At 70.6% G+C, this 24,320-nt stretch carries 19 protein-coding genes and 1 pseudogene; 7 read left to right on the top strand and 13 right to left on the bottom strand.

The genetic code is table 11. The annotated features are described in order from the left end of the window. Positions 1–85: 85 nt before the first annotated feature. The 3 genes and pseudogenes from ACFWI9_RS17060 to ACFWI9_RS17050 all read right to left on the bottom strand — a co-directional run. A pseudogene (locus ACFWI9_RS17060) lies at positions 86–850 on the bottom strand (lipid-transfer protein); the annotation flags it as partial. A gap of 2 nt (positions 851–852) precedes the next feature. Next, entirely contained in the window at positions 853–1,818 is a 966-nt protein-coding gene (locus ACFWI9_RS17055) for a Zn-ribbon domain-containing OB-fold protein (RefSeq protein WP_387162734.1), read from the bottom strand. Positions 1,819–1,862: 44 nt separating this feature from the next. Beyond that, positions 1,863–2,663 carry a crotonase/enoyl-CoA hydratase family protein gene (locus tag ACFWI9_RS17050; RefSeq protein WP_387162732.1) on the bottom strand — a complete coding sequence of 267 codons (801 nt, stop codon included), beginning with the start codon at positions 2,661–2,663 and terminating at the stop codon, positions 1,863–1,865. Between the two features lie 208 nt (positions 2,664–2,871). Between ACFWI9_RS17050 and ACFWI9_RS17045 the strand changes: the two genes are divergently transcribed. Both ACFWI9_RS17045 and ACFWI9_RS17040 read left to right on the top strand, forming a co-directional pair. After that, the gene (locus ACFWI9_RS17045) at positions 2,872–4,506 is read left to right on the top strand and encodes an acyl-CoA synthetase (protein ID WP_387162736.1); all 1,635 of its coding nucleotides are present in this window, start codon (positions 2,872–2,874) and stop codon (positions 4,504–4,506) included. Positions 4,507–4,627: 121 nt separating this feature from the next. Beyond that, a complete protein-coding gene (locus tag ACFWI9_RS17040) occupies positions 4,628–5,368 on the top strand; it encodes a uridine kinase (RefSeq protein ID WP_387162730.1) in 741 nt (246 codons plus the stop codon). Positions 5,369–5,445: 77 nt separating this feature from the next. Here ACFWI9_RS17040 and ACFWI9_RS17035 read toward each other — a convergent pair whose 3' ends face one another. The 3 genes from ACFWI9_RS17035 to ACFWI9_RS17025 are packed head-to-tail and all read right to left on the bottom strand — an operon-like array spanning position 5,446 to position 8,110. Beyond that, positions 5,446–6,090 carry a LuxR C-terminal-related transcriptional regulator gene (locus ACFWI9_RS17035; protein ID WP_387162728.1) on the bottom strand — a complete coding sequence of 215 codons (645 nt, stop codon included), beginning with the start codon at positions 6,088–6,090 and terminating at the stop codon, positions 5,446–5,448. Continuing rightward, a complete protein-coding gene (locus ACFWI9_RS17030) occupies positions 6,042–7,322 on the bottom strand; it encodes a sensor domain-containing protein (protein ID WP_387162726.1) in 1,281 nt (426 codons plus the stop codon). The genes ACFWI9_RS17035 and ACFWI9_RS17030 overlap by 49 nt, the downstream gene beginning before the upstream one ends. Positions 7,323–7,336: 14 nt before the next feature. Next, a complete protein-coding gene (locus tag ACFWI9_RS17025; RefSeq protein WP_387162724.1) occupies positions 7,337–8,110 on the bottom strand; it encodes a CPBP family intramembrane glutamic endopeptidase in 774 nt (257 codons plus the stop codon). 210 nt (positions 8,111–8,320) lie between these two features. Between ACFWI9_RS17025 and ACFWI9_RS17020 the strand changes: the two genes are divergently transcribed. From ACFWI9_RS17020 to ACFWI9_RS17005, 4 genes are all read left to right on the top strand, one after another. Further along, positions 8,321–11,218, top strand: a complete 2,898-nt coding sequence (locus ACFWI9_RS17020; protein WP_387162722.1) for an ATP-binding protein — start codon at positions 8,321–8,323, stop codon at positions 11,216–11,218. Between the two features lie 81 nt (positions 11,219–11,299). Beyond that, positions 11,300–12,649 (top strand): pyridoxal phosphate-dependent aminotransferase, encoded by a 1,350-nt coding sequence (locus ACFWI9_RS17015; protein ID WP_387162720.1) that lies wholly within the window; start codon positions 11,300–11,302, stop codon positions 12,647–12,649. Positions 12,650–12,708: 59 nt separating this feature from the next. Next, entirely contained in the window at positions 12,709–13,515 is an 807-nt protein-coding gene (locus ACFWI9_RS17010; protein ID WP_387162718.1) for a GNAT family N-acetyltransferase, read from the top strand. A 64-nt stretch (positions 13,516–13,579) separates the two neighbouring features. After that, positions 13,580–14,167, top strand: coding sequence for a helix-turn-helix domain-containing protein (locus ACFWI9_RS17005; protein WP_387162716.1), 588 nt, complete (start codon positions 13,580–13,582; stop codon positions 14,165–14,167). Between the two features lie 55 nt (positions 14,168–14,222). Here the strand turns inward: ACFWI9_RS17005 and ACFWI9_RS17000 are convergent, their stop codons facing one another. The 4 genes from ACFWI9_RS17000 to ACFWI9_RS16985 form a co-directional block, all read right to left on the bottom strand. After that, the gene (locus ACFWI9_RS17000; RefSeq protein WP_387162714.1) at positions 14,223–15,137 is read right to left on the bottom strand and encodes a LysR family transcriptional regulator; all 915 of its coding nucleotides are present in this window, start codon (positions 15,135–15,137) and stop codon (positions 14,223–14,225) included. Beyond that, positions 15,134–16,333, bottom strand: coding sequence for a glycine C-acetyltransferase (locus ACFWI9_RS16995; protein WP_387162712.1), 1,200 nt, complete (start codon positions 16,331–16,333; stop codon positions 15,134–15,136). Before ACFWI9_RS16995 ends, ACFWI9_RS17000 begins: the two co-directional genes overlap by 4 nt. 90 nt (positions 16,334–16,423) lie before the next feature. After that, a complete protein-coding gene (gene tdh, locus ACFWI9_RS16990) occupies positions 16,424–17,452 on the bottom strand; it encodes an L-threonine 3-dehydrogenase (RefSeq protein ID WP_387162710.1) in 1,029 nt (342 codons plus the stop codon). A gap of 331 nt (positions 17,453–17,783) precedes the next feature. Continuing rightward, positions 17,784–18,635, bottom strand: a complete 852-nt coding sequence (locus tag ACFWI9_RS16985) for an alpha/beta fold hydrolase (protein WP_387162708.1) — start codon at positions 18,633–18,635, stop codon at positions 17,784–17,786. A gap of 161 nt (positions 18,636–18,796) precedes the next feature. On the opposite strand from ACFWI9_RS16985, the gene paaK reads away from it, so the two are divergent. Beyond that, positions 18,797–20,107, top strand: a complete 1,311-nt coding sequence (gene paaK / locus ACFWI9_RS16980) for a phenylacetate--CoA ligase PaaK (protein ID WP_387162706.1) — start codon at positions 18,797–18,799, stop codon at positions 20,105–20,107. A gap of 81 nt (positions 20,108–20,188) precedes the next feature. Here paaK and ACFWI9_RS16975 read toward each other — a convergent pair whose 3' ends face one another. From ACFWI9_RS16975 to ACFWI9_RS16965, 3 genes are all read right to left on the bottom strand, one after another. Continuing rightward, positions 20,189–21,289: a calcium:proton antiporter gene (locus tag ACFWI9_RS16975; RefSeq protein WP_387162704.1), complete on the bottom strand. Its 1,101-nt coding sequence runs from the start codon at positions 21,287–21,289 to the stop codon at positions 20,189–20,191. A gap of 253 nt (positions 21,290–21,542) precedes the next feature. Beyond that, on the bottom strand, positions 21,543–23,120 hold the full coding sequence (locus tag ACFWI9_RS16970; RefSeq protein WP_387162702.1) for an acyl-CoA synthetase: 1,578 nt from the start codon (positions 23,118–23,120) through the stop codon (positions 21,543–21,545). Continuing rightward, positions 23,117–24,235: an NAD(P)H-dependent flavin oxidoreductase gene (locus ACFWI9_RS16965; protein ID WP_387162700.1), complete on the bottom strand. Its 1,119-nt coding sequence runs from the start codon at positions 24,233–24,235 to the stop codon at positions 23,117–23,119. Before ACFWI9_RS16965 ends, ACFWI9_RS16970 begins: the two co-directional genes overlap by 4 nt. Positions 24,236–24,320 lie beyond the last annotated feature (85 nt).

The raw sequence follows: 24,320 nt of genomic DNA, 5'->3' as shown, positions 1-24,320 counted from the left end.
ACCTTTTCATCCCCTACTCGGCAAAAGGTTTTGTGTGTGTGTGTGGTGGGCTGGTTTTTTTTTAATTGTCACTGTCGACACCCGGGGCGCGGTGGGGGGTGCGCGGGGTGGAGGGTGAGTCGGTGAGGTCGCGTACGCCCATGCCATGGGCCTCGATGCGGTGGTCCATACCTCGGATCCAGGCGGGCCGTGCGCAGAGCTCGCGGGCCCTGTCCCCGGCGGCGAGGATGACGGCGGCCGCTCCGTCGCCGATGGGCGGGCAGTCGCCGGTGCGCAGCGGCTGGACGAGGTAGTCACCGTGGGCGTGGTGGCCGCGCAGTTGCGCGTGCGGATTCGGTTTGGCGGCCGTGCGGCTGCGGGTGGCGATGCCGGCGAGTTCCGGCTCGCTGGTGACGCCGCTGTCGATGAGCGCCTGTGCCTGGAGCGCGGCGAGGGACACCGAGTCGGGCCACAGCGGGGCGAGGTAGTAGGGGTCGAGCTGGCGGGTCAGGACGTCCCGGATCGAGCCGGGTGAGGATTTCCCGTACGAGTAGACGAGCGCGGTGTCAGCGTCGCCGGTGAGGAGTTTCACCCAGGCCTCGTACAGCGCCCAGGCGCCGTCCATCTCGACGTGGGACTCCGAGATGGGCGGCCAGGCCCCGACGCCGTCGAGGGCCAGTGTGAAGGAGAAGGCCCGGCCGGCGAGGTAGTCGCAGGAGCCGGAGCAGGTGAAGTCGATGTCGCCGGTGCGCAGTCCGGTCCGTTCGAGTACGTCGTGCAGCACCGGCATCAGCATCTCGACCTCGGAGAGCTCCTCGCTGCTGCGCCGGGTCTCGGTCTGGGAGAAGGCGACGATCGCGACGTCTCGCATGGCTACAGCAGCTCCTTGTAGGTGTCGTAGTCCGCGTCGGGTTCGCCGGTGGGCCGGTAGTGGTCGGGGTAGCGGCCGTCCTCGGTCCACACCGGCTCGACGCGCAGGCCCATGCGCACCTGGTCGTAGGGGATCCCGCCGATACGTCCGTGGAGGGCGAGGTCCGCCCCGTCGAGCGCGATGTGCGCGTAGACGTAGGGCACCTCTATATCCAGGTTCCGGGCCTTGATGTTGACGATGCAGAAGGTGGTGACGGTGCCGCGCGGGCCGACTTCGACCTGTTCCGCGGTGGCCACACCGCAGGTGGGGCAGGCACCGCGGGGCGGGACGTACACCTTGTGGCAGGACGGGCAGCGTTCGCCGGTGGTGCGCTGCCCGGCGAGTGCGTGGATGTAGCGGGTCTGGGCGCGGCCGGGGCTGTAGCTGTAGTCGAGGCGGGCGTGGGCGACGATTCCGGTGACGGGGTCGGCGAAGGTTCCGCGGTGCGGTCGTGCCTCCCGCACCGTGGGTTCACCGGTCTCGTGCGGCTCGAAGCAGGCGATGTCGGTGATGGCGCCGCCGCGCTCGGACGCCCAGCGGATACGGACCCGCATCCCCGTGTGCACGGCCTCGGGGCCGGGTGCGTCGAGGGCGTGCAGCAGCGCGGTGTCGGCTCCGTCGAGCCTGACCAGCACCCAGGCGAAGGGGGTCGCGAGTGGCTGGCCGCGGCGTGGGGCCGGGTTCCAGGCCCAGGTGGTGACGGTGCCGGTGGGCGCGACTTCGACCAGGTCGCGGAGCTCCCGCGCGGTCTCGGGGTCGTATTCCACGGGCGGCACGAGCACCCGGCCCGCGGCGGTGCGCACGCCCAGCACGGTGCCCTCGCGCAGGCCGGTGAGGAAGGCGGACTGGACTGGGCCGAGGGAGCGGGTGAAGGGGAACTCGACGACCAGGGGTGCGCGCAGCACCTCGGGGGCGGGGCCGGCTGACATCAGTCTCCTCGGGTGGATAAGGGGCTGGACCTCGGGGCCTTTGCTCACGCCCGGCGGTAGACGGGAGCGCGCTTCTCCGTGAACGCGCGGGCGCCTTCCTTGGCGTCGGCGGTGTCGAACACCGGCCAGCCGCGCTTGAGTTCGGCGGCGAGGCCTTCGGTCTCGGTCATCTCGGCCGTCTCGTAGACGGAGGCCTTCACGGCTTCGACGGCGAGCGGACCGCAGGCGTTGATCTGCTCGGCGATGGCGAGTGCCGCTTCCAGGGCCGTGCCGTCGGGGACGACACGGCCGATGAGTCCGACGCGTTCCGCTTCGGCGGCGCTGTAGGGGCGGGCGGTCAGCAGCATTTCCAGGGCGTGGGTGCGCGGGATCTGGCGCTGGAGGCGGACGGTGGAACCGCCGATGGGGAACAGCGCGCGCTTGACCTCGAACAGTCCGAAGGTGGCGCTTTCGCCTGCGACGCGGATGTCGGTGCCTTGCAGGATCTCGGTGCCGCCTGCCACGCAGTAGCCTTCGACGGCCGCGATGACGGGTTTGCGGGGGCGGTGGTGGCGCAGCATCGCCTTCCAGTGGAGGTCGGGGTCGGCCTTCAGCCGGTCCCGGTACTGCTCGCCTTCCATGCCTCTGCCCGCGAGGGCCTTGAGGTCCATGCCCGCGCAGAACGCGCCGCCCGCACCGGTGAGCACGATGGTGCGGATGGTGTCGTCGGCGTCCGCCTCCGTCCAGCCGTCGTGGAGGCCGACGAGCATCGGCAGCGAGAGCGCGTTCTTCGCCTCGGGCCTATTGAGTGTGAGCACCAGTGTGGCGCCTTCGCGCCGCACGGTGAGGTGTTCCGTACCGGCCATGACCGTTCTCCCGTCTCAAGACCTAGAACAGGTTGCAGCAGCCCGGAGTGCAGTTCAATAGTTTTCTGACAGTCAGTCAGATTTCTTCCGCCGGCCCCCTTCCCACTTGCGCGCCCCGGCGCTCTAATGACCGCTCCGAGGCAGTGGTACATGCGGAAGCAGGAGCGCGAGCGGGACCGGTTTCGGGAGCGGTAGCCAAGGAGGAATGGTGGAGTACAACCTTGCCGACCTGTTCGAGTCGGTCGTGGACGTCGTCCCGGACCGTGAGGCACTCGTGTACATCGACCAACCGGGGACGGGCGCGGAGCGCCGGTACGGCTACGCGGAGCTGGACGCCGCGGCGAACCGGATCGCCCACCACCTCGTCACGGCCGGGCTGAAGCCCGGCGAGCACCTCGGACTGCACCTCTACAACGGCGTCGAGTACATCCAGACGGTCCTGGGCTGCCTCAAGGCCCGTCTCGTGCCGGTCAACGTCAACTACCGCTATGTGGAAGAGGAACTGGTCTACCTCTACCGGGACGCGGACCTCGCCGCTCTCGTGTTCGACGCCGAGTTCACCGAACGGGTGGCCGGCGCGGCACCGCGGAGCGAGACGCTGCGCCACCTCGTGCGAGTGGGTACGCCGCCCGACGGCGTTCCCGCGCTCGACTGCCTGGAGTTCGCGGACGCGGAGGCGGAAGGCTCGGCGGAGCGCGGATTCGGGCCGCGGTCGGCCGACGACCAGTTCATCATCTACACCGGCGGCACCACCGGTATGCCCAAGGGTGTGATGTGGCGACAGGAGGACCTCTTCTTCGCCGGTCTCGGCGGTGGGGCGCCGACGGGTGAGCCGGTGCGGCGCCCGGAGGAGCTCGCGGAGCGGGTCGCCGCAGGCGGCAGTGGTATCACCTTCTTCCCCACTCCCCCGCTGATGCACGGCACTTCCACACTGACCGCTTTCATCGGCTTCAACTTCGGGCAACGGGTCGTACTGCACCGCAAGTACGCTCCGGAGGAGGTGCTGCGCACCATCGAGCGGGAACGGGTGACCAGTGTCTCGCTGGTGGGCGACGCCATGCTGCGTCCGCTGATCGACGCACTGAACGGTCCGCTGAAGGGGACCGATCTGTCCTCGCTGTTCAGCGTGTCGTCTTCAGGGGCGATCATGTCTGAAACGGTGCGGGAGCAGTTCACAGCGCTGGCGCCGAACGTGATGCTGCTGAACAACTTCGGCTCGTCGGAGTCCGGGTTCAACGGTACGGCGACGGACGACTCGGGCCCGGACAGGGGCTTCCGGCTGCGCGTCAACGCCCGTACGCAGGTGGTCGATCCGGCCACATGCGAGCCGGTGGCGGTCGGCGAGCCGGGGCGCATCGCCCAGCGGGGGCATGTGCCGCTCGGCTACTACAACGACCCGGAGAAGACCGCCGAGACCTTCTTCCGCCGGGGTGACGAGCGCTGGGTGCTGCTCGGGGACATGGCGACGGTGGACGAGGAGGGTGTCGTCACCGTGCTCGGACGCGGTTCGCAGTGCATCAACACCGGAGGCGAGAAGGTGTATCCGGAGGAGGTCGAGCAGGCGCTCAAGGCCCATCCGGACGTGTACGACGCCCTGGTCGCCGGGGTGCCCGATCCGACCTGGGGCAATCATGTGGCGGCCGTGGTGCAACTGCGCGAGGGGGCCGGGCTGCTCGACCTGGAGGCTGTGCAGGCACACTGCCGGCTGCGGCTGGCCGGTTACAAGATCCCTCGGCAGTTGGTGATCGCACCGGCGATCCAGCGTTCGCCGAGCGGCAAGGCGGACTACCGTTGGGCCCGAGCCGTGGCGACGGCGGACGCGGAGGCGCCACGCTCCGGGTGACCCGGTCGCCCGGGACAGACGCGCTGAGGTGCGGAGCGGCGGTGGCCGGCCACTCTCGTATCCGACACACTGAGGACCGAAAGTGTGATCTTCCAGTCGAACCAATCGGTAGGTTCTCCTCATGGGATCATCACACGCGGACGTGAGCCACTCGACTTCAACCTGTCAGCAGCCCTGCCCTCCGGCGGCCTCCGTCGAGCGCAGCACGCTGGTCGAAGCGGTCGCCAAGCAGATTCTGTCTCTCGGTCAGGGTCGCCTGCTCGTCGGCATAGACGGCTTCACCGCCGCCGGGAAGACCAGCTTCGGGCATGAACTCGCCGAGTGGATCAGCACTTCGGGGCGGCCGGTGCTCAGGGCCACTCTCGACGACTTCAAGAAGCCGTGGCGGGACCGGCATCTGTACGACCGGGAGTCCGGTGAGGGGTACTACCGCAACGCCTTCGACTACGAGGCTGTCAGACGGCTGCTGCTGGATCCCTGCCGGTCATCGGACGCGGCATCCTGTGTGCTGTGCAGCATCGACCCGCTGACGCAGCGGGATCATTCCGCGGTCGTGACACCGGTCGGGGCGGATGCGGTACTGATCGTCGATGGTGTCTTCGCGTTCCGGCCCGAGATCAACGCGTGTTGGGACTTCCGGATCTGGTTGCAGGTGGACGCGGAGCTGTCGGTGCAGCGGGGCGCGGAGCGCGACCAGGACTGGGCGGGATCCGAGGCCGAGTCGATCCACCGCAACAGGTATCTGGTGGCAGAGCGCCTCTATCTGGAGGAGGTCGACCCACTGCCGATGGTGGACCTCGTGATCGACAACTCGGTGTTCACCCGTCCTCAGGTCGTGCGAGGTGAGGACGGCACGGTGTGACCGCGTGGCCGTGCGAAGCGGGTCCCCGCCCCGCCAGAGCCGACCGCTCCGGGTAGGCCGGCGGCTGCACGGACGGCTCACCCCTTCAGGTACGCCAGCACGGCCAGCACCCGCCGGTTGTCCTCCGGCGACTGCTCTATCCGCAGCTTCCCGAAGACGGACGCGATGTGCTTGGCCACCGCGCTCTCGCTCACGTGGAGGGTCTGGGCGATGGCGGTGTTGGAGCGGCCCTCGGCCATCAGGGCGAGGACCTCGTGCTCGCGGCCGGTCAGGGAGTCGGTGCGGCCGCGTTTCCCACTGCGGGTGAGCAGTTTGGCCACGACCTGGGGGTCCATCACCGTGCCGCCCGACGCGACCGTGCGCAGCGCGTCGATGAACTGGGCGGTGTGGGTGACACGGTCCTTGAGCAGGTAGCCCACGGCTCCTTCCCCGGAGGCGAGGAGTTCGTGGGCGTACAGCTGGTCGACGAAGTGGGACAGGATCAGGACGGGGAGCGCGGGGCGGCTGCTTCGGGCCTGGAGAGCCGCCCTCAGCCCCTCGTCCGTGTGTGTCGGTGGAAGGCGGACGTCGATCACCGCGACGTCCAGATCGGTCCGGGAGAGGGCCCTTGCCAGCGCGGGCCCGTTGTCCACGGACTCGACGACCTGGCAGCCGTGGTCGTGCAGTGTGCGGGTCAGGCCGTCGCGGAGGAGGAAGAGGTCTTCAGCGAGGACGACGCGCACGGGATCTCCAAGGTTGCTGTGGTCGGTCCGCCCGGTGGGCTGTGCAGGGTGAGTGTGCCGTCGAACGGGTCCAACCGGCGTCGGATGCCCGGCAGTCCGGTACCGGCCGTCGGGACCGCGCCGCCGTGGCCGTCGTCCGTCACGCTCACCCGCAGCCGGCTGCCGTCGTGGGTGAGGAGTATGTCGACGCGGGTCGCCGCCGCGTGTTTGGCCGCGTTGGTGAGGAGTTCGCACACCGAGAAGTACGCTGCCGACTCGACGGGGGCGGGCAGGCGTGGCGCGGGCAGCTCCGCGACCACGTCCACGTCGAGATGGCTTTCCAGGCCCAGTGAGCGGACCGCGTCGGCGAGGCCCCGGTCGGCCAGGACCGGAGGGTGGATGCCGTGGACCAGGTCGCGCAGGTCCTGTAGCGCCCGTTCAGAGGTGGCGCGTACCTCGAGGAGCAGGGCGCGGGCGGACCGCGGGTCGGTGCCCAGAAGGCGGGTCGCATCGTCCAGGGTGAGCCCGAGGGTCACAAGGCGGGCCTGCGCACCATCGTGCAGGTCCCGTTCGATGCGGGCGATCTCAGCCGCGTGGACGTCCTGGGCGACGGTTCGCGTATCGGCCAACCGAGCCACCCTGCGGGCGAGTTCGGTGTTGCGCGGGGCGGAGAGCAGGCGACGGGTGAGGCCGGCGTGCAGCATGGTGACGGACGGCGCCGCACGCAGACCCGCCGCTGCGAGGGCAAGGCCCAGGAGCAGGGCGGCGACCATGGTGGCCGTCGATGTGACCGGTATGAAGGCGTACCAGTTGCCCTTGCCGAGCCGGTGCCATACCCAGGGCTGGACCAGGACGCCGAAGGCTCCGTACTCGGCCAACGCGAGCGGCACCGCCGCGAGTAGTGCGCCCGTCCAGGGTTCGAGGCAGGCCCAGCGCAGATCGTGCCAGAATCCGTCGTCCGCAAGGATCGCGGCGCTGGTGCGGCGGGCCGACGTGTCGTGCGGGAGCGGATCGGGCCGGCTGAGGGGACGGCCGGTCCAGCGGGCCGCACGGTTCCGGTACCGGTCGGAAGCGCGGCGCAGGAGCCGGGCGGCAGGCGGCAGCGCACGGAAGCCCACCCCGATCGGCAGCAGCAGCAACGCCCCACCGACCAGCATCCCGGCCCCGATCACCGCGAAACCGGTCAGCCCGAGCAGTTGGCAGCGTCCAAGGGCCACCCACTCGTCGCGCCGCCCGAAACGTACCGCCCTCATGACCCCCGACCCACTCATCCCGCCGTCGCCGTGATCTTAACCGCGGTGCTCCGACGCCCTCGCCACACCCACGGCAGCGCGGTCACCGTGCACGCGAGGCCGAACAGGACCATCGGCGCCGCCCTGCCCGTCTCCTCGTCCATGAACAGGAGCATGCCCAGATTGATCAGGCAGTGGAACGCGCCTGCGAAGAGCAGGCGATGGTGTCCCCGTGCCTCGTCCAGGGCCACCCCGAGTACGACGGACATCGCGGTCGTGGCCAGCAGGAAACCCACCGCATAGGCCGGGCTCCCGGCCAGCACCTGGACATGCCACAGCCCCCACGCCACTCCCACCACCGTCGACGCGGTGAGTGCTCCGAAGCGAATGCGCAGCAGTGGCTGGAGGAAGCAGCGCCAGCCGATCTCCTCGCCACAGGCGCCGACCAGTTGGGCGACGACGATCAGGAGGAAGGAGTGCCGCAGTCCACGGGGGTCGGTGGCGTGAGCGGCGCCGGTGAACAGCGCGTACGAGCCTGCCGACAGAAGGATGGTCAAGGGAGCGGTGGCGAGCAACGCCACGCTTGGGGCAGCCGTGCCCGTCGGGTATCCGGCGAGCAGCCCGCGGGTCCGGGCCGGCCACAGCAGGGCCGCTGCCGCGACGGCCACCGCCGGTCCGAACTGGGTCAGTTGGACGACCTCCGCGGGGACGCCGACGGCAGGCTGCACGGCACCCAGTGCCCCGGCCGCCACGAAGGCGACCGCCAGAAAGAGCCCGGCCTGTGCTTTCCACTGCTTTCTCTTCTCCATGAGTTCGACAATGCCGGGCATTCGGCGGGCGCGGACTGCACCTGCTTGCCCATTGGGGCTGTACCCAGCACCACCCCTCCGACCGGCCCCTGCGGGTCCAGGTGGCGGTCAGCGCGGACTCCTCGTCTGTGCCGACGCGTCCAGGAGGGTCCGGACAGGATCGAGACGCGGCCGAGGGAGGAAGTCCGTGCGCCGTGCGATAGTGACCGGATGCTCAAACTGATCGGCAGGTACGCGGAGTTGTCGCGGATCGGCGCCCTGATCGCAGGTTTCGGGGAGAGCGGCGGACCCGCCGTGGTCGACATCACCGGGGACGCCGGGATCGGAAAGAGCCGTCTGCTGGGTGAGGTGTGCTCCCAGGCAGTGCACAGCGGGATGTCCGTACTGCGCGGCAGGGCCACGGAGTTCGAGCGGCACACCCCGTTCCAGGCGTTCACGGACGCGTTCGCGGACCTCGACGGGCCCGAGCTCATGCGCACCGGCGCCGCCGTGTTCGCGGAGGCCGCGCCCGTGGTGTGCGGAGTCTCCCACGCCCCTTCCGGGGCCCCTGGAGCGGCTGACCGCTTCGGGGTCTACCGCGCGGTCGCGCGTGTGCTGGCCAGCCTCGCGAGCCGTGCCGGGGGCCGAGGACTGCTGGTGGCGCTGGACGATCTGCACTGGGCAGACCCGGCGTCACTGGAACTGCTGGACCACCTCGTGCGGCATCCGGTGGGCGGCCGGGTGCTGCTCGTCGTGGCACGCAGGGACCGCCAGTCGCCGACCCCGCTGACCGCCGCGCTCACCCGTGGAATCGACAGCGGTGTCGTGGTTCCCATGGAGCTCGGTCCCCTGTCCGAGCGGGAGTCGCTCACCGGACTCGCCACCGACCTACCGCCCGGGGACGCCGCGGAACTGTTCGCGGCCAGCGAGGGCAATCCGCTGTATCTGCTGTCCCTGCTCCATGCCTACCGCAGCGGCGCCGCGCTGCCGGGTGCCTCGCGCACTGCCCGGGACGGCGACCTCGCCGGGGTCCCGAGCGGTCTGCGGGCCCTGCTGCTGGACGAGCTCACTCCGCTGAGCGGGGCCGAGCGCCGTACCCTCGAGACGGTGGCGGTGCTCGGCGATCACGCGACTCCGGAAATGCTGGCGTCGGCCACGGGTCACGGTGACCGCGAGCTGGACGAGTTGACCGGTGCTCTGACACGGCGTGACCTGCTGCGTCCCGCCCCGGGTGACCGGTGGACGCTGCGGCACCCGGTGCTCAGGGCCCTGGTGTACGAGACCACCGCGGCCCATGAGCGTTCGCGGATCCACCGCCATGCGGCGGACGAACTGGCCAGGTCCGGCGCGTCGGCAGCGGAGCGCGCCCACCACGTGGAGCGGTCGCTGACCGGCTGGGACCCGGCGGCGGCCGGGGTGCTCACTGAAGCGGCCGACCGCCTCGCGCACACGGCACCGGCCACCGCCGCACATCTGCTCGACGTCGTCCTGCGTCTGCTGCCTCAAGCCTCCGAGCACTCCCGTCGGCGTGCTGAGCTGACGCTGGCCAGGGCTCGTGCCCTCGGTGTCTGCGGTCGTCTTCGGGAAAGCCGTGACCTGCTGCACCACGTGATCGACTCGTTCTGCGCCGAGGACCCGTCACTGCGCGCGGACGCGATCGCTCAGTGCGCCGTGATGGAGCGGCACCTAGGGCACTCCCCGGAGGCCTCCGCACTGCTGCGCCGTGAGCTCGCGCGCGACCCGGGCCCGTCGCCCGGCCAGCGGAGGTCCCTGGCGCTCGCGCTGGGCGTGTCCGCGCTGATGGCCGGGACCTACCCCGCCGTACGCGACGAGCTGGCGGGTGCCCTCGCCGGCGCCCGTACCCACGACGACCCCACCGGCGAGGCCGCCACGCTGGCCCTGTGCGCGCTCGGCGAGGCCTATGAAGGCGAGACGGCGGCGGCCCGCCGGTTCGCCGACGAGGCGGCCCTGCTGACCGACGGGCTGACCGACCCCGCACTCACCGGGCAGTGCGAGTCACTCGTGTGGCTGAGCTGGTCGGAGACCATTCTGGAGCGCTACGCCGCCGCCGAACGGCACGCCGAACGCGGTCTGGCCATCGCCCGCCGGAGCGGTCAGCTCTATCTGCTGCCGCATCTGCTGATGAGCAGGGCCTATGTCCAGCTCAGCACCTGCCGGCTCCCCCGCGCGCTCCAGTCGGCCGATGAGGCGGAGTCCATCGCACGGGGCATCGGGGACAGCGAACTGCTGACGTTCACCCTGTCGTTCGCCCCGCTGATCGTCCTCGCCGCCGGGCAGCTCGGGGACGCACGCGCGATGGCGGTCGCCGAGGAGGCCGTCACAACGGCCGGTGCGAGCGACAGCTGGTGGGCGTCACTGGCGTGGTGCATCCTCGGCCAGACGGCACTCGTGAACGGCGATCCGCAGCGCGCCGAGGAAGCCGTTCTCCGAGCAGGCGGCGGAGCGCGGCTCGCCCGGGTGCAACCCTCGATACGTCCCGCCCAGCTGGAGTTGCTGGTCGCCACCGCGCTGGCGGGCGGTCGCCTGGACCAGGCCGAGAGATGGGCGGCCCGCGCCACCGAGGAGGCCGAGCGGCTGGATCTCGGCGGCCAGCGAGCGGCGGCGCTGCGTGCGTCGGCCGCGCTCGCCGAGCACCGGGGCGACGGAGGTACCGCGCTTCGCCTGCTCGACGAGGCGGTGCGGGAGTACACCGCCATGGGGGCCACCCTGTGGGAGGCCTACTCCCTGCTGCACGGGGTCGTCCTGGCGCGGTCCGCGGGCGACGGTGCGCGCGCCGCCGCGATGTGGCGGCGGGCGCGGCACCTCGCCGACGTCGGCGGGGCACGTCTGCTGGTCGACCTGGCCGACCTGATCCGACCGCGGGAAGCGGGCGAGGACCACGAAGGCCAGGCGGTGCCGGCGGAGCCGGCCCGGCTGACGGCACGTGAGCGGGAGATCGCCGGGCTGGTGGCCCAAGGGTTCACCAACACCCGGATCGCCGCCGACCTCTTCCTCTCCGCCAAGACCGTCGAAGGCCATCTGACCCGGATCTTCCGCAAGCTGCGCATCACCTCGCGGGCAGACCTCCCGGCGGTGCTGGCCGACCTGCCGGAGCCGGTCCAGCGGTGAACGGGATCACGTGGGATCGGGTGAGCAAGGTCGTCCGCGCTTACGTACGTAGGGGCAGCCAGCCATCTCCGGAGGACCCCCATGGCCGAAGCCGGCAGCAATGTCACCGAGCTCTTCCGCGCGTCCACGGCGCACAGCCCGTCGTACTTCACCCTCAGCAGGGCGGGGGCGGCCGGGCAGGGCGGGGCGGGTAGCGGGCCGGGGATCACCGACTTCTGTATCCCGTGCAACCCCTACTTCCCGACGCCGGCGATGTTCGAAGACCTGGGCGAGCGACTGCGGGACATCCTCACGTACTACCCGAGCAGTGCGGACACCATCACCGCCGAGCTGTGCTCGGTCCTCGGCCTCAATCCGCAGACGGTCGCCATGGGCAACGGCTCGACCGAGCTGATCACCTGGATCGATCATCTGCTGGTGCGCGAGTCGCTCGCGGTACCGGTGCCGACCTTCGGCCGTTGGACGGATCAGCCGATGGAGACCGGCAAACGGGTCGACATGTTCCCGCTGCCGGAGGCGAACGGGTTCGCGCTTGATCCGGCGTCGTTCGTGGACTTCGTGCGCAGCCGAGGTTCCCGTACGGCGGTGATCTGCAACCCCAACAATCCCGACGGCGGTCTGCTGCCCCGGCACGGGGTGCTGGCCCTCCTCGACCAGCTCCAGGACCTGGACCTGGTCGTGGTGGACGAGTCGTTCCTGGAGTTCGCCGACGCGGAGGCGGACTCCAGCGTGGTCGCCGACGCCGTACTGCGACCCAACACGATCGTGCTGCGCAGTCTCGGCAAGAACTTCGGTCTGCACGGAGTGCGCTTCGGGTATCTGGTCGCCAACCCGGGTCTGGCGGGGCGGATCCGTGCGGCGCTGCCCAAGTGGAACCTCAACTCCTTCGCGGAGACGGTGGTCTTCATGCTGAAGGAGCATCAGATGGAGTACGGGCAGAGTCTGCGTCTGGTGCAGCGCGACCGCCAGGAGATGATCTGGCAGCTCAGCCGGCTGCCGGGGCTCACGGTCTACCCCTCGCAGGGGAACTTCGTCTATGTTCGGCTGCCCGAGGGGGTGGACGGGGCCGTGCTGCGTGACCGGCTGCTGGAGGAGTACGGCGTCCTGGTGCGGGAGTGCGGAAACAAGATCGGCAGTTCCAGTCGCTATCTGCGGCTCGTGGTGCGCCCCCAGGCCGATGTGCAGCGGCTGGTGGCGGGGCTCGAGCGCACGATGTACGCGCCCGCCGCGCCGCAGCCGCAGCGGCCGATGGCGATCCCGGTACCGTCCCAGGCGCCGGTGGCGGTCTCGTACCAGGGGCCGGTGCCGGTGCCCGCGCAGGGGCCGGGTCCGATGCCCGCACTGGCCCTGCCCTACAACTCGGGCGCCTACGGCTCAGGCCCCTACGGTTCGGGCACGGCTGCCGTCGACCGGCTGGTGAGCGGCGCCTGACGGGTACGCCTCGCGAAATCCGGTTGCCCCGCGCCTCGTGCCGCTGCTGAGGTGACCGCATGGATCACGATGAGCTGCTGGCACGCTATGACCGCCAGATGCGGCGGCAGGCACCGGCCGACGGGCCCGGGGCACGGGTCGAACGGGTCGGTGATGTCGTCCGGCACATCGCCGCAACCGGCGGCGACGGATGGAACGGGATCGTCTGGTCGGATCTGGACGAGTCCACGGCGGACGCGGCCATCGCGGAGCAGCTGCGGTACTTCGAGTCGCTCGGACGCGAGTTCGAGTGGAAGGTGTACGGGCACGACCGGCCGGGCGATCTGGCGAAGCGGTTGGTCGCGGCCGGGTTCGTCTCCGATGACGAGGAGACTCTGCTGGTCGCCGACACGCACACGCTCACCGCCGATACCGATGCACCGGACGGGCTGGTGCTGCGGGAGGTGACGGACGCGGCCGGAGTCGACCTCGTGGCCCAAGTCCATGAGCGGGTGTTCGGGCGGGACGCCGCCTGGCTGCGCGTGCACCTGATGGCGCAGCTCGCCGCCACCCGGCCCACCTCGATCGCGGTGCTGGCGATGGCGGGCGGCGAGCCGGTCGCGGCGTCGCGGGTGGATCTGCCGGTGGGACGGGATTTCGCCGGGCTGTACGGCGGGGGAACGCTGGCCGAGTGGCGGGGTCGCGGGGTCTACCGGGCCATGGTCCACTTCCGGGCCCGGATCGCCGACGCCCGGGGCCACCGCTTCCTCCAGGTGGACGCGCTGCCCACGAGCAGGCCGATCCTGCGGCGGCTGGGGTTCACCGCGCTGGGTACCACGACACCGTACGTCCGCCGCCCGGGGACGCCCGCGACACGCACCGGCTGAGACCGCCGCGACTGAGGTTCCGTCCGCTTTTGCGAAAACCGCAAAGAGGCGCACACTGGGCTGGGTGGACACCGAACTGGAGCGGATCATCGACGGCATCGGGCCGCGGCTGCGTACGCTGCGCCGGGACCGAGGACTCACGCTGGAGGCACTGGCGGCCACGACCGGCATCTCGGTGAGCACCCTGTCCCGTCTCGAATCAGGCGTCCGGCGCCCGACCCTGGACCTGCTCATCCCGCTTGCACGGGCGCACCGTGTCGCACTCGACCAACTGGTGGCCGCACCGGCCACCGGTGACCCCCGCGTCCATCTGACGCCCCTGCGCAGGCACGACGGCAGCGTCATCGTGCCTTTGACCCAGTACCCGGGCCGGGTACAGGTGTTCAAGCAGGTGCTGGCTCCCGGCGAGCGGAAACCGAAGCCGGTGACCCACGAGGGATATGAATGGCTCTACGTCCTCGCGGGCGAACTGCGCCTCCTCATCGGGGACCGCGAGTCCACGCTCCGCCCGGGTGAGGCCGCCGAGTTCGACACCAGGGAACCCCACTGGTTCGGTCCGGCGAACGACTCCGCCGTGGAGATCCTGCATCTGTTCGGACCACGCGGCGACCAGGCCGTCATCCGCACCGATGCCTCCGCAGGCGATCCCTGACCGCCGGCTCCGCCCATCACGTACCGGACCGCACACACCGGACCCGGTCGAAGGATCAGTCCGTGGACAGTCCGGCCGCCGCGCGCGCCAGGGCCTGGAGGACGGTGCTGAGCAGCGGGTGCGTCTCGGCTCCACGCCGCACCGCCGCGAAGACCCGCCGGGTGGCCGCCGGGCCCGCCACGGGAAGGACGACGGTGTCCTTCAGCTCCATGCCGCGCAGAGCGGACCGCGGGACGAGGGCCACGCCCGCGCCCGCGCCCGCGAGGGCCACCACGGCGCGGAAGTCGTCGGACGAGTGGGTCAGTCTGGGTTCGAAGCCGGCGAGCTCGCAGGCGCGGAGCATCACGTCGTGGCACGGGTTGCCCGGGTACTGGCCGATCCAGTCGCTGTCGGCCAGGTCGGCCAGCCGCACGCGCGTGGTGTCGGCCAGCGGGTGGCCGCAGTGCAGCACCGCGTCGAAGGGCTCGGCGTAGAGCGGGACACGGGCGAGGCGTCGGTCGCTCTCGCGGGGCGCGCCGCGGTACTCGACCGCGAGCGCGAGATCCGCCTCGCCGTCGAGCACCATGGGCAGGCTCGCGTCGCCCTCGGCGTCCCTGACCCTGACACGGATGCCGGGGTGCTCATCGCTGAGTCGGCCGATCGCGGGGGCGAGTACCTCGGCGATGCCGGTGGCGAAGGAGGCGACGGTGACCTCCCCGACGGCGCCGCCCTCGTATGCCGCCAGCTCCGCCTCGGCCCGTTCGAGCTGGGCGAGCACGGTGTGGGCGTGGCCGAGCAGGATCTCGCCCGCCGCGGTGAGCCGGACTCCGCGACCGCTGCGGATGAGCAGCGTGTGGCCGCTCTCCTGCTCCAGGGCGGTGAGCTGCTGGGAGACGGCCGATGGGGTCAGATAGAGCGCTGCGGCAGCGGCGGTCACCGTGCGGTGGTCCGCCACTGCGCGCAGAATGCGGAGCCTGCGCGGGTCGATCACCCAGCCATTGTCGCTCGCGCGTCGACAAAGGCGGCAACCGCGCGCTCCACGTCCTCGGTGGAGTGCGCGGCGGAGAGCTGGACGCGGATGCGCGCCTGGCCCATCGGCACCACCGGGTACGAGAAGCCGATCACGTACACCCCGCGCTCCAGGAGCAGCTCGGCCATACGGCCGGCCTCGGCGGCGTCCCCGATCATGACTGGGGCGATCGGGTGGTCTCCGGGCAGGATCTCGAAGCCCGCCTCGGTCATCTTCGAGCGGAACAGCGCGGTGTTCGCCGCGAGCTTCTCGCGGAGGTCGCCGGCCGATTCGAGCAGGTCGAGGACCTTGAGGGAGGCGGCGGCGATGACCGGTGCGAGGGAGTTCGAGAACAGGTACGGCCGGGAGCGCTGGCGCAGCAGCTCCACGATCTCGGCGCGGGCCGCGACATAGCCGCCGGACGCGCCGCCGAGGGCCTTGCCGAGAGTGCCGGTGATGATGTCGACCCGATCCATCACTCCGTGCAGCTCGGGGGTCCCCCGGCCGCCGGGGCCGACGAAGCCGACGGCGTGCGAGTCGTCCACCATCACCATGGCGTCGTAGCGGTCGGCGAGGTCGCAGATCTCGGTCAGAGGGGCGACATAGCCGTCCATGGAGAACACGCCATCGGTGACGATCAGCTTGCGCCGCGCACCGCTCGCGGACGCCTCCTTCAGCCTGGCCTCCAGTTCGGCCATGTCGCGGTTGGCGTAGCGGTAGCGGACGGCCTTCGACAGACGGATGCCGTCGATGATGCTGGCGTGGTTGAGGGCGTCCGAGATGACCGCGTCCTCGGCGCCGAGCAGGGTCTCGAAGACGCCGCCGTTGGCGTCGAAGCAGGAGGAGTAGAGGATCGTGTCCTCCTGGCCGAGGAAGGCGGACAGCCTGCGCTCCAGCTCCTTGTGGACCTCCTGGGTGCCGCAGATGAAGCGGACGGACGCCATTCCGTAGCCCCAGCGGTCCAGGGCCTCCTTGCCCGCGGCGATGATCTCGGGGTGGTCGGCGAGCCCGAGGTAGTTGTTGGCGCAGAAGTTCAGCACCGCACCGGGGGCACCGCCCGCGGTGACGGCCACGGATGCGGACTGGGGCGTGCCGATGACGCGCTCGGGCTTGTGCAGCCCGGCGGCGCGGATCTCGTCAAGGGTGGCGCGGAGGTCGTCGCGTACGGACGCGTACATGTGTGGGTCTCCTGTGGGCGGTGCTGTGTGGTCGCTGCGGAAGGGGTGCCGACACCTGGCCGGTGAGCGGAACCCTGGTGACTCCGTGGGTCAGGCGGTCCAGTCGAGGATGATCTTGCCACTGCGGGCGGTGGCCGCCTCGTCGAAGGCCGCTTCGAAGTCCTGGAACCCGTACTTGCCCGTGATCACGGGGTTGAGGTCGAGTCCGCCCTCCAGGAGGACCGTCATCGCGTACCAGGTCTCGAACATCTCTCGGCCGTAGATCCCCTTGATGGTGATCATCGAGGTGACGATCTTGGACCAGTCGACGGGGAACTCCTGCGCGGGAAGCCCCAGCATCGCGATCCGGCCGCCGTGGGTCATGTTGTCGATCATGTCGCGGACCGCCTCCGGGCGGCCGGACATCTCCAGACCGATGTCGAAGCCCTCCTTCAGCCCCAGGGTGCGCTGAGCCTCGGCGATGTCGGACTCTGCGACGTTGACCGCGAGGGTGGCGCCGACCTTGCGGGCCAGTGCGAGGCGCGGCTCACTCACGTCCGTGATCACGACGTTGCGGGCTCCGGCGTGCCGGGCGACGGCCGCCGCCATGACCCCGATCGGGCCCGCGCCGGTGATCAGGACGTCCTCGCCGACCAGAGGGAAGGAGAGCGCGGTGTGCACGGCGTTGCCGAACGGGTCGAAGATCGCGGCGATGTCCGGGTCGACCTCGGTGCGGTGCACCCAGACGTTGGACGCGGGCAGGGACACGTACTCGGCGAACGCTCCATCGCGTCCGACGCCGAGCCCGACCGTGCTGCGGCACAGGTGGCGGCGGCCCGCGAGGCAGTTTCGGCACTTTCCGCAGACCAGGTGGCCTTCGCCGCTGACCAGGTCGCCGACGGCGATGTCCTGGACGTCGGAGCCGATGGCCGCGACCTCGCCGACGAACTCGTGTCCGACGACAAGCGGAGTGGTGATCGTCTGCTGCGCCCAGCCGTCCCAGGAGCGGATATGGAGGTCGGTGCCGCAGATGCCGGTGCGGAGCACCTTGATCAGCACATCGCCGGGGCCGTATTCCGGCTCGGGTACGTCCATGAGCCACAGCCCGGGCTCGGCGTGCTGCTTGACGAGTGCCTTCATGGTGCGGCTCCAGGCATTGCGGGGTGGGACTTGTCGACCAGGCACGATGCACGGATCGGTCCGGTCGTCCGGTCAGGGAACGCGCACCAATCTGCCGACCTTGAACCGCCCAGTCCATCGAGGATTTCTTAAGCGGGTCCACAGGAGATCTTCATACGGACCAGCGCCCGGCCGCTCGCCGGGCTGCCGGTGCCGTCCAACTCCGCTGCAGGGAAAGGTCTCTGGGCGTTCCCCTGGTCAGGGCCTCACCGCGGGGGCCGGCGGCGTCCCACCGCCCCAGGCCCCGTACTCCGTGCGGGTGGCGCGGACGGGCCGGCGGCGGACCGTCCCCTCAGGGATCGGGGTCGTCCAGGAAGGCTCCGACAGCACGGCGGAACGCCTCGGGGTCGTCCATCCAGGGGTAGTGCCCCGCACCCGGCTGGACGACCGTCCTGGCATGGGGGAACAGCGCGGCGACCTCGGCCGCCCGGGCCGGGGTGGGACCGCCGTCGTACTGGCCCGCGAGCACCAGGACAGGCGCGTCGAGCGCTGCGAGGGACCGTACGGTGGCGGGCGGATCGAAGGCGCCGTCCGCGTAGTAGACGACCCGTGCCTGGTGGTTCGACTGGTGGGCGTCGGCCGCGGCGTGCGCCTGGGCGGCGCCGTCCCAGCGGCCGTACATGAACGGCACGATGTCCGACCACAGGTCGTCCAGCGCGCCACCGCACAGGAACGCCTCCCACGCGGCCCGCCCGGACTCGTACCAGGGCTCGCCCGCACGCAGGGCGATGGCGTCGCGCCAGTCCTGCTCGGTGGCGTCGACTCCGACGGCCCGGGTGCCGGGTGTGACGAGGGTCAGGGTGCGTACGCGCAGCGGGTGGGCGGCGGCGTACAGCACCGCGAGGTTGCCGGAGGCCGAGTGCCCGAGGATGTCCATACGGTCCAGGCGCAGATGCTCGCGCAGTGCCTCGACGTCGTCGGCGAGGCGGTCGCATCGGTACGACCCGGGGTCGGACGGCAGGGCCGAGTCACCCGTGCCGCGCAGGTCCAGCCGGACGAGGCGGCGATGGGCGCTGAGCCCTCCGAGGTCGCCGAGGTAGGCGGAGGCCCGCATTGGACCGCCGGGCAGACAGATCAGCGGCTCGCCCGTCCCTTCGAGGTGGTAGGCGAGCGCGGTCCCGTCGTATGCGCTGAACACCGGCATAACGCGATCTTCGCCGCGCCCCCGCGATCACGCCAGTGCAGCAGCCCGTGGAGTCTTGACGCCCGGCCGGACGCCTGGATTACTGATTCCGAACCGCACGACCGAATGATCGGTCGACCGCTTCGCTCATCACCTGCCAGCTGGACACGGGAGTCTTCCGGATGACCGACCCGACGCACATGACGCGACCGCCCACGGATCTCTTCGACGCCGGGGAGCGGCTGAGCCGCGAGGAGTTGCGGACGCTCCAGTCGGAGCGGCTGCGGGCGACCCTGCGTCACGCGTACGAGAACGTCGGCTTCTACCGCGAGGCGTTCGACAAGGCCGGGCTGCGGCCCGATGACTGCCGCTCCCTGGAGGACCTGTCCCGTTTCCCGTTCACCACCAAGGCCGACCTGCGGGACCACTACCCTTTCGGGATGTTCGCGGTCGAGCCGTCGCGGGTGCGGCGCGTGCACGCCTCCAGCGGTACGACCGGGCGCCCCACCGTGGTCGGCTACACCGACCGCGACCTCGACACCTGGGCGGACGTGGTGGCCCGCTCGATCCGGGCGGCGGGCGGGCGCCCCGGGCACAAGGTCCATGTGGCGTACGGGTACGGGTTGTTCACGGGCGGACTCGGCGCGCACTACGGCGCCGAGCGGCTCGGCTGCACGGTCATCCCGGCCTCGGGCGGGATGACGGCCCGCCAGGTCCAGCTGATCCAGGACTTCCAGCCCGAGATCATCATGGTGACGCCTTCGTACATGCTCACACTGCTGGACGAGTTCGAGCGGCAGGGCGTCGATCCCCGCTCGACCTCGCTGAAGGTCGGGATCTTCGGCGCGGAGCCGTGGACCGAGGAGATGCGGCGGGAGATCGAGGGGCGGTTCGCCATCGACGCCGTGGACATATACGGCCTCTCCGAGGTGATCGGGCCGGGTGTGGCGCAGGAGTGCGTGGAGACCAAGGACGGGCTGCACATCTGGGAGGACCACTTCTATCCGGAGGTCGTGGACCCGTTCACGGGAGAGGTGCTGCCGGACGGCGCGGAGGGCGAGCTGGTGTTCACCTCGCTCACCAAAGAGGCCATGCCGGTCATCCGCTACCGGACCAGGGACCTGACCCGGCTGCTGCCGGGGACGGCGCGGGTGTTCCGGCGTATGGAGAAGGTGACCGGACGCAGCGACGACATGATCATTCTGCGCGGTGTGAACCTCTTCCCCACCCAGATCGAGGAGATCGTGCTGCGTACGCCGGGTGTCGCCCCGCACTTCCAGCTGCGGTTGGCGAAGGAGGGCCGGATGGACGCCCTGACCGTACGGGCCGAGGCCCGTACGGACGCGTCGTCAGAGCAGCGGACGGCGGCGGCGGGACTGATCGCGACGGCTGTGAAGGAAACGATCGGGGTCTCGGTGGCGGTGGAGGTGGTGGATCCGGAGACCCTGGAGCGCTCGGTCGGCAAGATCAAACGGATCGTGGACCTGCGGTAGGACGGCGGACGCGCCCTGGCCGGTCGCGTTGGGTCATCGCCATGAGCGGCCGTCATCGTCTGGCGGCGGCGGTCCGCGCGGTCAGGGGCTGAAGGAGAGGAAGACAAAGGCGGCGAACAGCACCAGGTGCACTCCGCCTTGGAGGAGGGTGGCCCGTCCGGGCACCACCGTGAGGACGCTGACCAGGGCGGTGAGCGCCAACAGAACCATATGGGTGGCGTCCTCGCCGAGGATCAGCGGGCCGGGCAGCCAGATGGTGGCCAGTGCGATCGCTGGGATGGTCAGCCCGATACTGGCGATGGCGGAGCCATAGGCCAGGTTGAGGCTGGTCTGCATGCGGTCGCGGCGTGCTGCGCGTACGGCTGCCAGGGTTTCGGGCATCAGCACCATCAGGGCGATGACCACGCCGACGACCGACTTCGGCAGCCCCGCAGAGCCGACGCCCTGCTCGATGGCGGGCGAGACGAGTTTGGCGTCCCCGACGACGGCCACGAGCGCCACGAAGAGCAGCGCGAGACTCCACCAGGTCATCCTCAGCGTGGGCGGCGGGACGTGTTCGTCGGGGCCGCTTTCCTGCCCGTCCCGGGCGACGGGCAGGAAGTAGTCGCGGTGCCTGACGGTCTGTACCGCGACGAAGAGCCCGTAGAGGCAGAGCGAGGCCACGGCGGCGAACGTCAGCTGCGCCTGGGTGAACTGCGGACCCGGATGGCTCGTGGTGAAGGTGGGCAGGACCATCGTCATGGTGGCGAGGGTGCAGACCGTGGCCAGCGCCCCGCCCGAACCCTCGGCGTGGAACACGGCGACCCGCTTGCGCAGGGCGGTGACCAGCACGCACAGGCCCACGATCCCGTTGCAGGTGATCATGACAGCGGCGAACACGGTGTCCCTGGCGTACGTGGCCGCCTTCGCGCCGCCGCCCGCCATCAGGGTGACGATGAGCCCGACTTCGATGACGGTGACGGCCACGGCGAGTACCAGGGAGCCGAAGGGCTCCCCCACCCGGAGCGCGATGACTTCGGCATGGTGGACCGCCGCGAGGACCGCGCCGACCAGGCAGGCACCGACCAGCGCGACGGCGAAACCCGGCAGGGAGCGGCCCCAGCCCAGGATGAGGGCGACCGCCGCGGCGACAGGCACCCAGGTGGTCCACCGCGCCGCCGCGACTGCCGTACCGGTCTTCATGCGGCCACGCTGCCAGGCGGGCCCTCGGCGCGCTCGGAGTGATGCGCCGATGGGGGCCGGGACGTGCTCTTCCCGGGTCGCTTCCCGGACCGGCGCCGTCCCTGTCGTACCGGGCGTACGTGGATCACTCCGGCAAGGCAGTCCGGGGCCTCCCCGGAGCCCCGAGTCCCCGCCGGCAGGGGGAAGGGCCCGGAGAGATGCGCGAGCCGGGCGGGACTCCGGGAACGGCCCGGCGCCCCCGTAGCGGGGCCGGTCACAGCGCGCGGTCGCGGCCCTCCCAGTACGGATCACGCAGCCGGCGCTTGTAGAGCTTGCCGTTGGGGTCGCGGGGCAGCACATCGATGAAGTCGATGCTCTTGGGGCGCTTGTACCCGGCGAGCCGCTCCGCGCAGTGGGCGAGGATCTCCGCGGCCAGGGCCGGGCCGGGTATCTGCCCGTCCTCCGGTTCCACGACGGCCTTGACCTCCTCGCCCCAGTCGGTGTTCGGGATGCCGAAGGCGGCCGCGTCGGCCACGGCGGGGTGGCTGAGCAGCACGGCTTCGATCTCGGCGGGATAGACGTTGACGCCGCCCGAGATGATCATGTCGATCTTGCGGTCGCGGAGGAAGAGGTAGCCCTCCTCGTCGATGAGGCCGAGGTCCCCGACCGTGAAGTAGTCGCCGATGCGGTTCTTGCGGGTCTTGGCCTCGTCCTTGTGGTAGCTGAACCCGCCGGTCGACATCTTCATGTAGACCGTGCCGAGTTCGCCCGGGGGCAACCGTTTTCCGTCGTCGTCGAAGACGGCGAGTTCGCTGATGGGCCAGGCCCTGCCGACCGTGCCGGGCTTCTTCAGCCAGTCCTCCGCGGTGGCGAAGGCACCACCGCCCTCGCTCGCGGCGTAGTACTCCTCCACACAGGCACCCCACCAGTCGATCATCGCCCGCTTGACATGGTCGGGGCAGGGAGCCGCACCGTGGATGGCGTGCCTCATGGACGACACGTCGTAGCGGCCGCGTATGTCTTCGGGGAGGGCGAGCAGCCGGTGGAACTGGGTCGGCACCATATGGGTGTGAGTGCAGGCGCGGGTGTCGATCAGCCGGAGCATCTCTTCAGGGGTCCACTTGTCCATCACCACCAGTTGGTGGCCGATGTGCAGCGACGCGCCCGCGAATTGGAGTACGGCCGTGTGGTAGAGCGGTGAGCAGACCAGATGGACGTTGCCGTCGAAGGGCCGGATACCGAAGATGCCGAGGAAGCCACCGAGGTAGGTCTCCTCGGGGAGTTTGCCGGGCAGCGGGCGGCGTATGCCGCGGGGCCTGCCGGTCGTGCCCGATGTGTAGTTCATGACCCAGCCGAGAGTGCGGTCGGCGGGCTCGGAATCGGACCGGCCGTCGAGCAGTTCGGGGTACGGCCGGAAGCCACTGACCTTGCCGACGGCGTAGCGGTGGCTCTCGGGCAGCTTGGCCTCGTCCGCCGCGGCTCTGGCCGTGGCGGCGAAGCGCTGGTGAGCGATGAGCACCTTGGCACCGGAGTCGGCGATGATCCAGGCGATCTCGGGTCCGACGAGGTGGTGGTTGACGGGGACGAGATAGAAGCCGGCCTGGGTGGCGGCGAGGTACGCGGTGAGGAACGCCACGCCGTTGGGAAGCACGACCGCGAAGGCGTCGCCCCGTTCGAGTCCCGCCGCGCGCAGTCCATGGACCAGGCGGTTGGCGTCGGCGAGCAGGCGGCCCGCCGTCCATTCCTCGCCGTCCGGCGCGATCAGCACGACCCGGCCGGGGTCGGCCGCCGCCTGGGCCCAGAAGCCTCCGGGGGTCTGCGTGAGGGACGACGCTCCCGACTGCTCACTCATGATGCGCTCCTTCCGGTCCTTCCGGCGATGCGGCTCATGCGGTCCACGGCACGCTCGAATCCGCGGGTGAGCTCGTCGAAGACCTGCTGGACGCTGCGTTCGGTGGTCATCCGTCCGACGATCTGGCCGACCGGCGTGCCGAGCAGCGGTTCGACCTCGTACCTCTGGATACGGGAGACGGCTTCGGCGACAAGCAGCCCCTGGAGGGGCATCGGCAGCGCGCCGGGCCCTGCCGGGTCGTCCCAGGCGTCGGTCCACTCGGTCCGCAGCTGGCGGGCGGGCTTGCCGGTCAGAGCGCGGGAGCGGACGGTGTCGGCGGAGCCCGCGGCGAGCAGTTTCCGGGTGAGGGCCGGGGAGTGGAGATCGGCCTCGTTGGTGGTGAGCCAGATCGAGCCCAGCCAGACGCCCTGGGCGCCGAGCGCGAGCCCCGCCGCGATCTGCTCGCCGCTGCCTATTCCCCCCGCCGCCAGCACCGGCAGGGGCGCGACGGTGTCGACCACTTCGGGGGTGAGCACCATGGAGGCGATCTCGCCGGTGTGGCCGCCCGCCTCGTAGCCCTGGGCGACGACGACGTCGATTCCGGCCTCGGCGTGGCGGCGGGCGTGGCGGGCGCTGCCGGCGAGGGCGGCGACGAGAATCCCGTGGTCATGGGCGCGGGCGATGACATCGGGTGGCGGGGAGCCGAGGGCGTTGGCGAGCAGCTTGATCGGATAGTCGAAGGCCACGTCGAGCTGGCTGCGGGCCACTTGCTCCATCCAGCCGGTGATACGCCAGCCTGAGGCCTCGCCTTCGGCGAGTGCGGGGACGCCGTGCTTGGCGAGGGTCTCTTCGACGAATCGGCGGTGCCCGTCGGGGATCATGGCCTCGATGTCGGCTTCCGTGACGCCTTCGACCTTCTTGGCGGGCATCACGACATCGAGGCCGTAGGGCTTCCCGTCGGTGTGCTCCTGCATCCAGTCGAGGTCGCGGGCGAGGTCGCCGGGCGCGGTGTAGCGGACCGCGCCGAGCACCCCGAAGCCCCCTGCCCTGGTGATCGCGGCGGCGACCGCGGGGAACGGCGTGAAGCCGAAGATGGCGTGCTGTACACCCAGTCTCTTGCTCAGCTCCGTCTCCATGGGCGCAGGATGCCGCAGCGGAACGTCCGAGGGAAGAGATTTTCTGATGCAGTGTCAGATCTGCTGGACGCCTCCGCCGTGTGCG

The organism is Streptomyces sp. NPDC127084 (assembly GCF_042724175.1).
In the GTDB taxonomy this organism is placed as follows: domain Bacteria; phylum Actinomycetota; class Actinomycetes; order Streptomycetales; family Streptomycetaceae; genus Streptomyces.
Note: the sequence above shows the minus strand (reverse complement) of the source record. Positions and strands in the feature narration are given on the sequence as shown.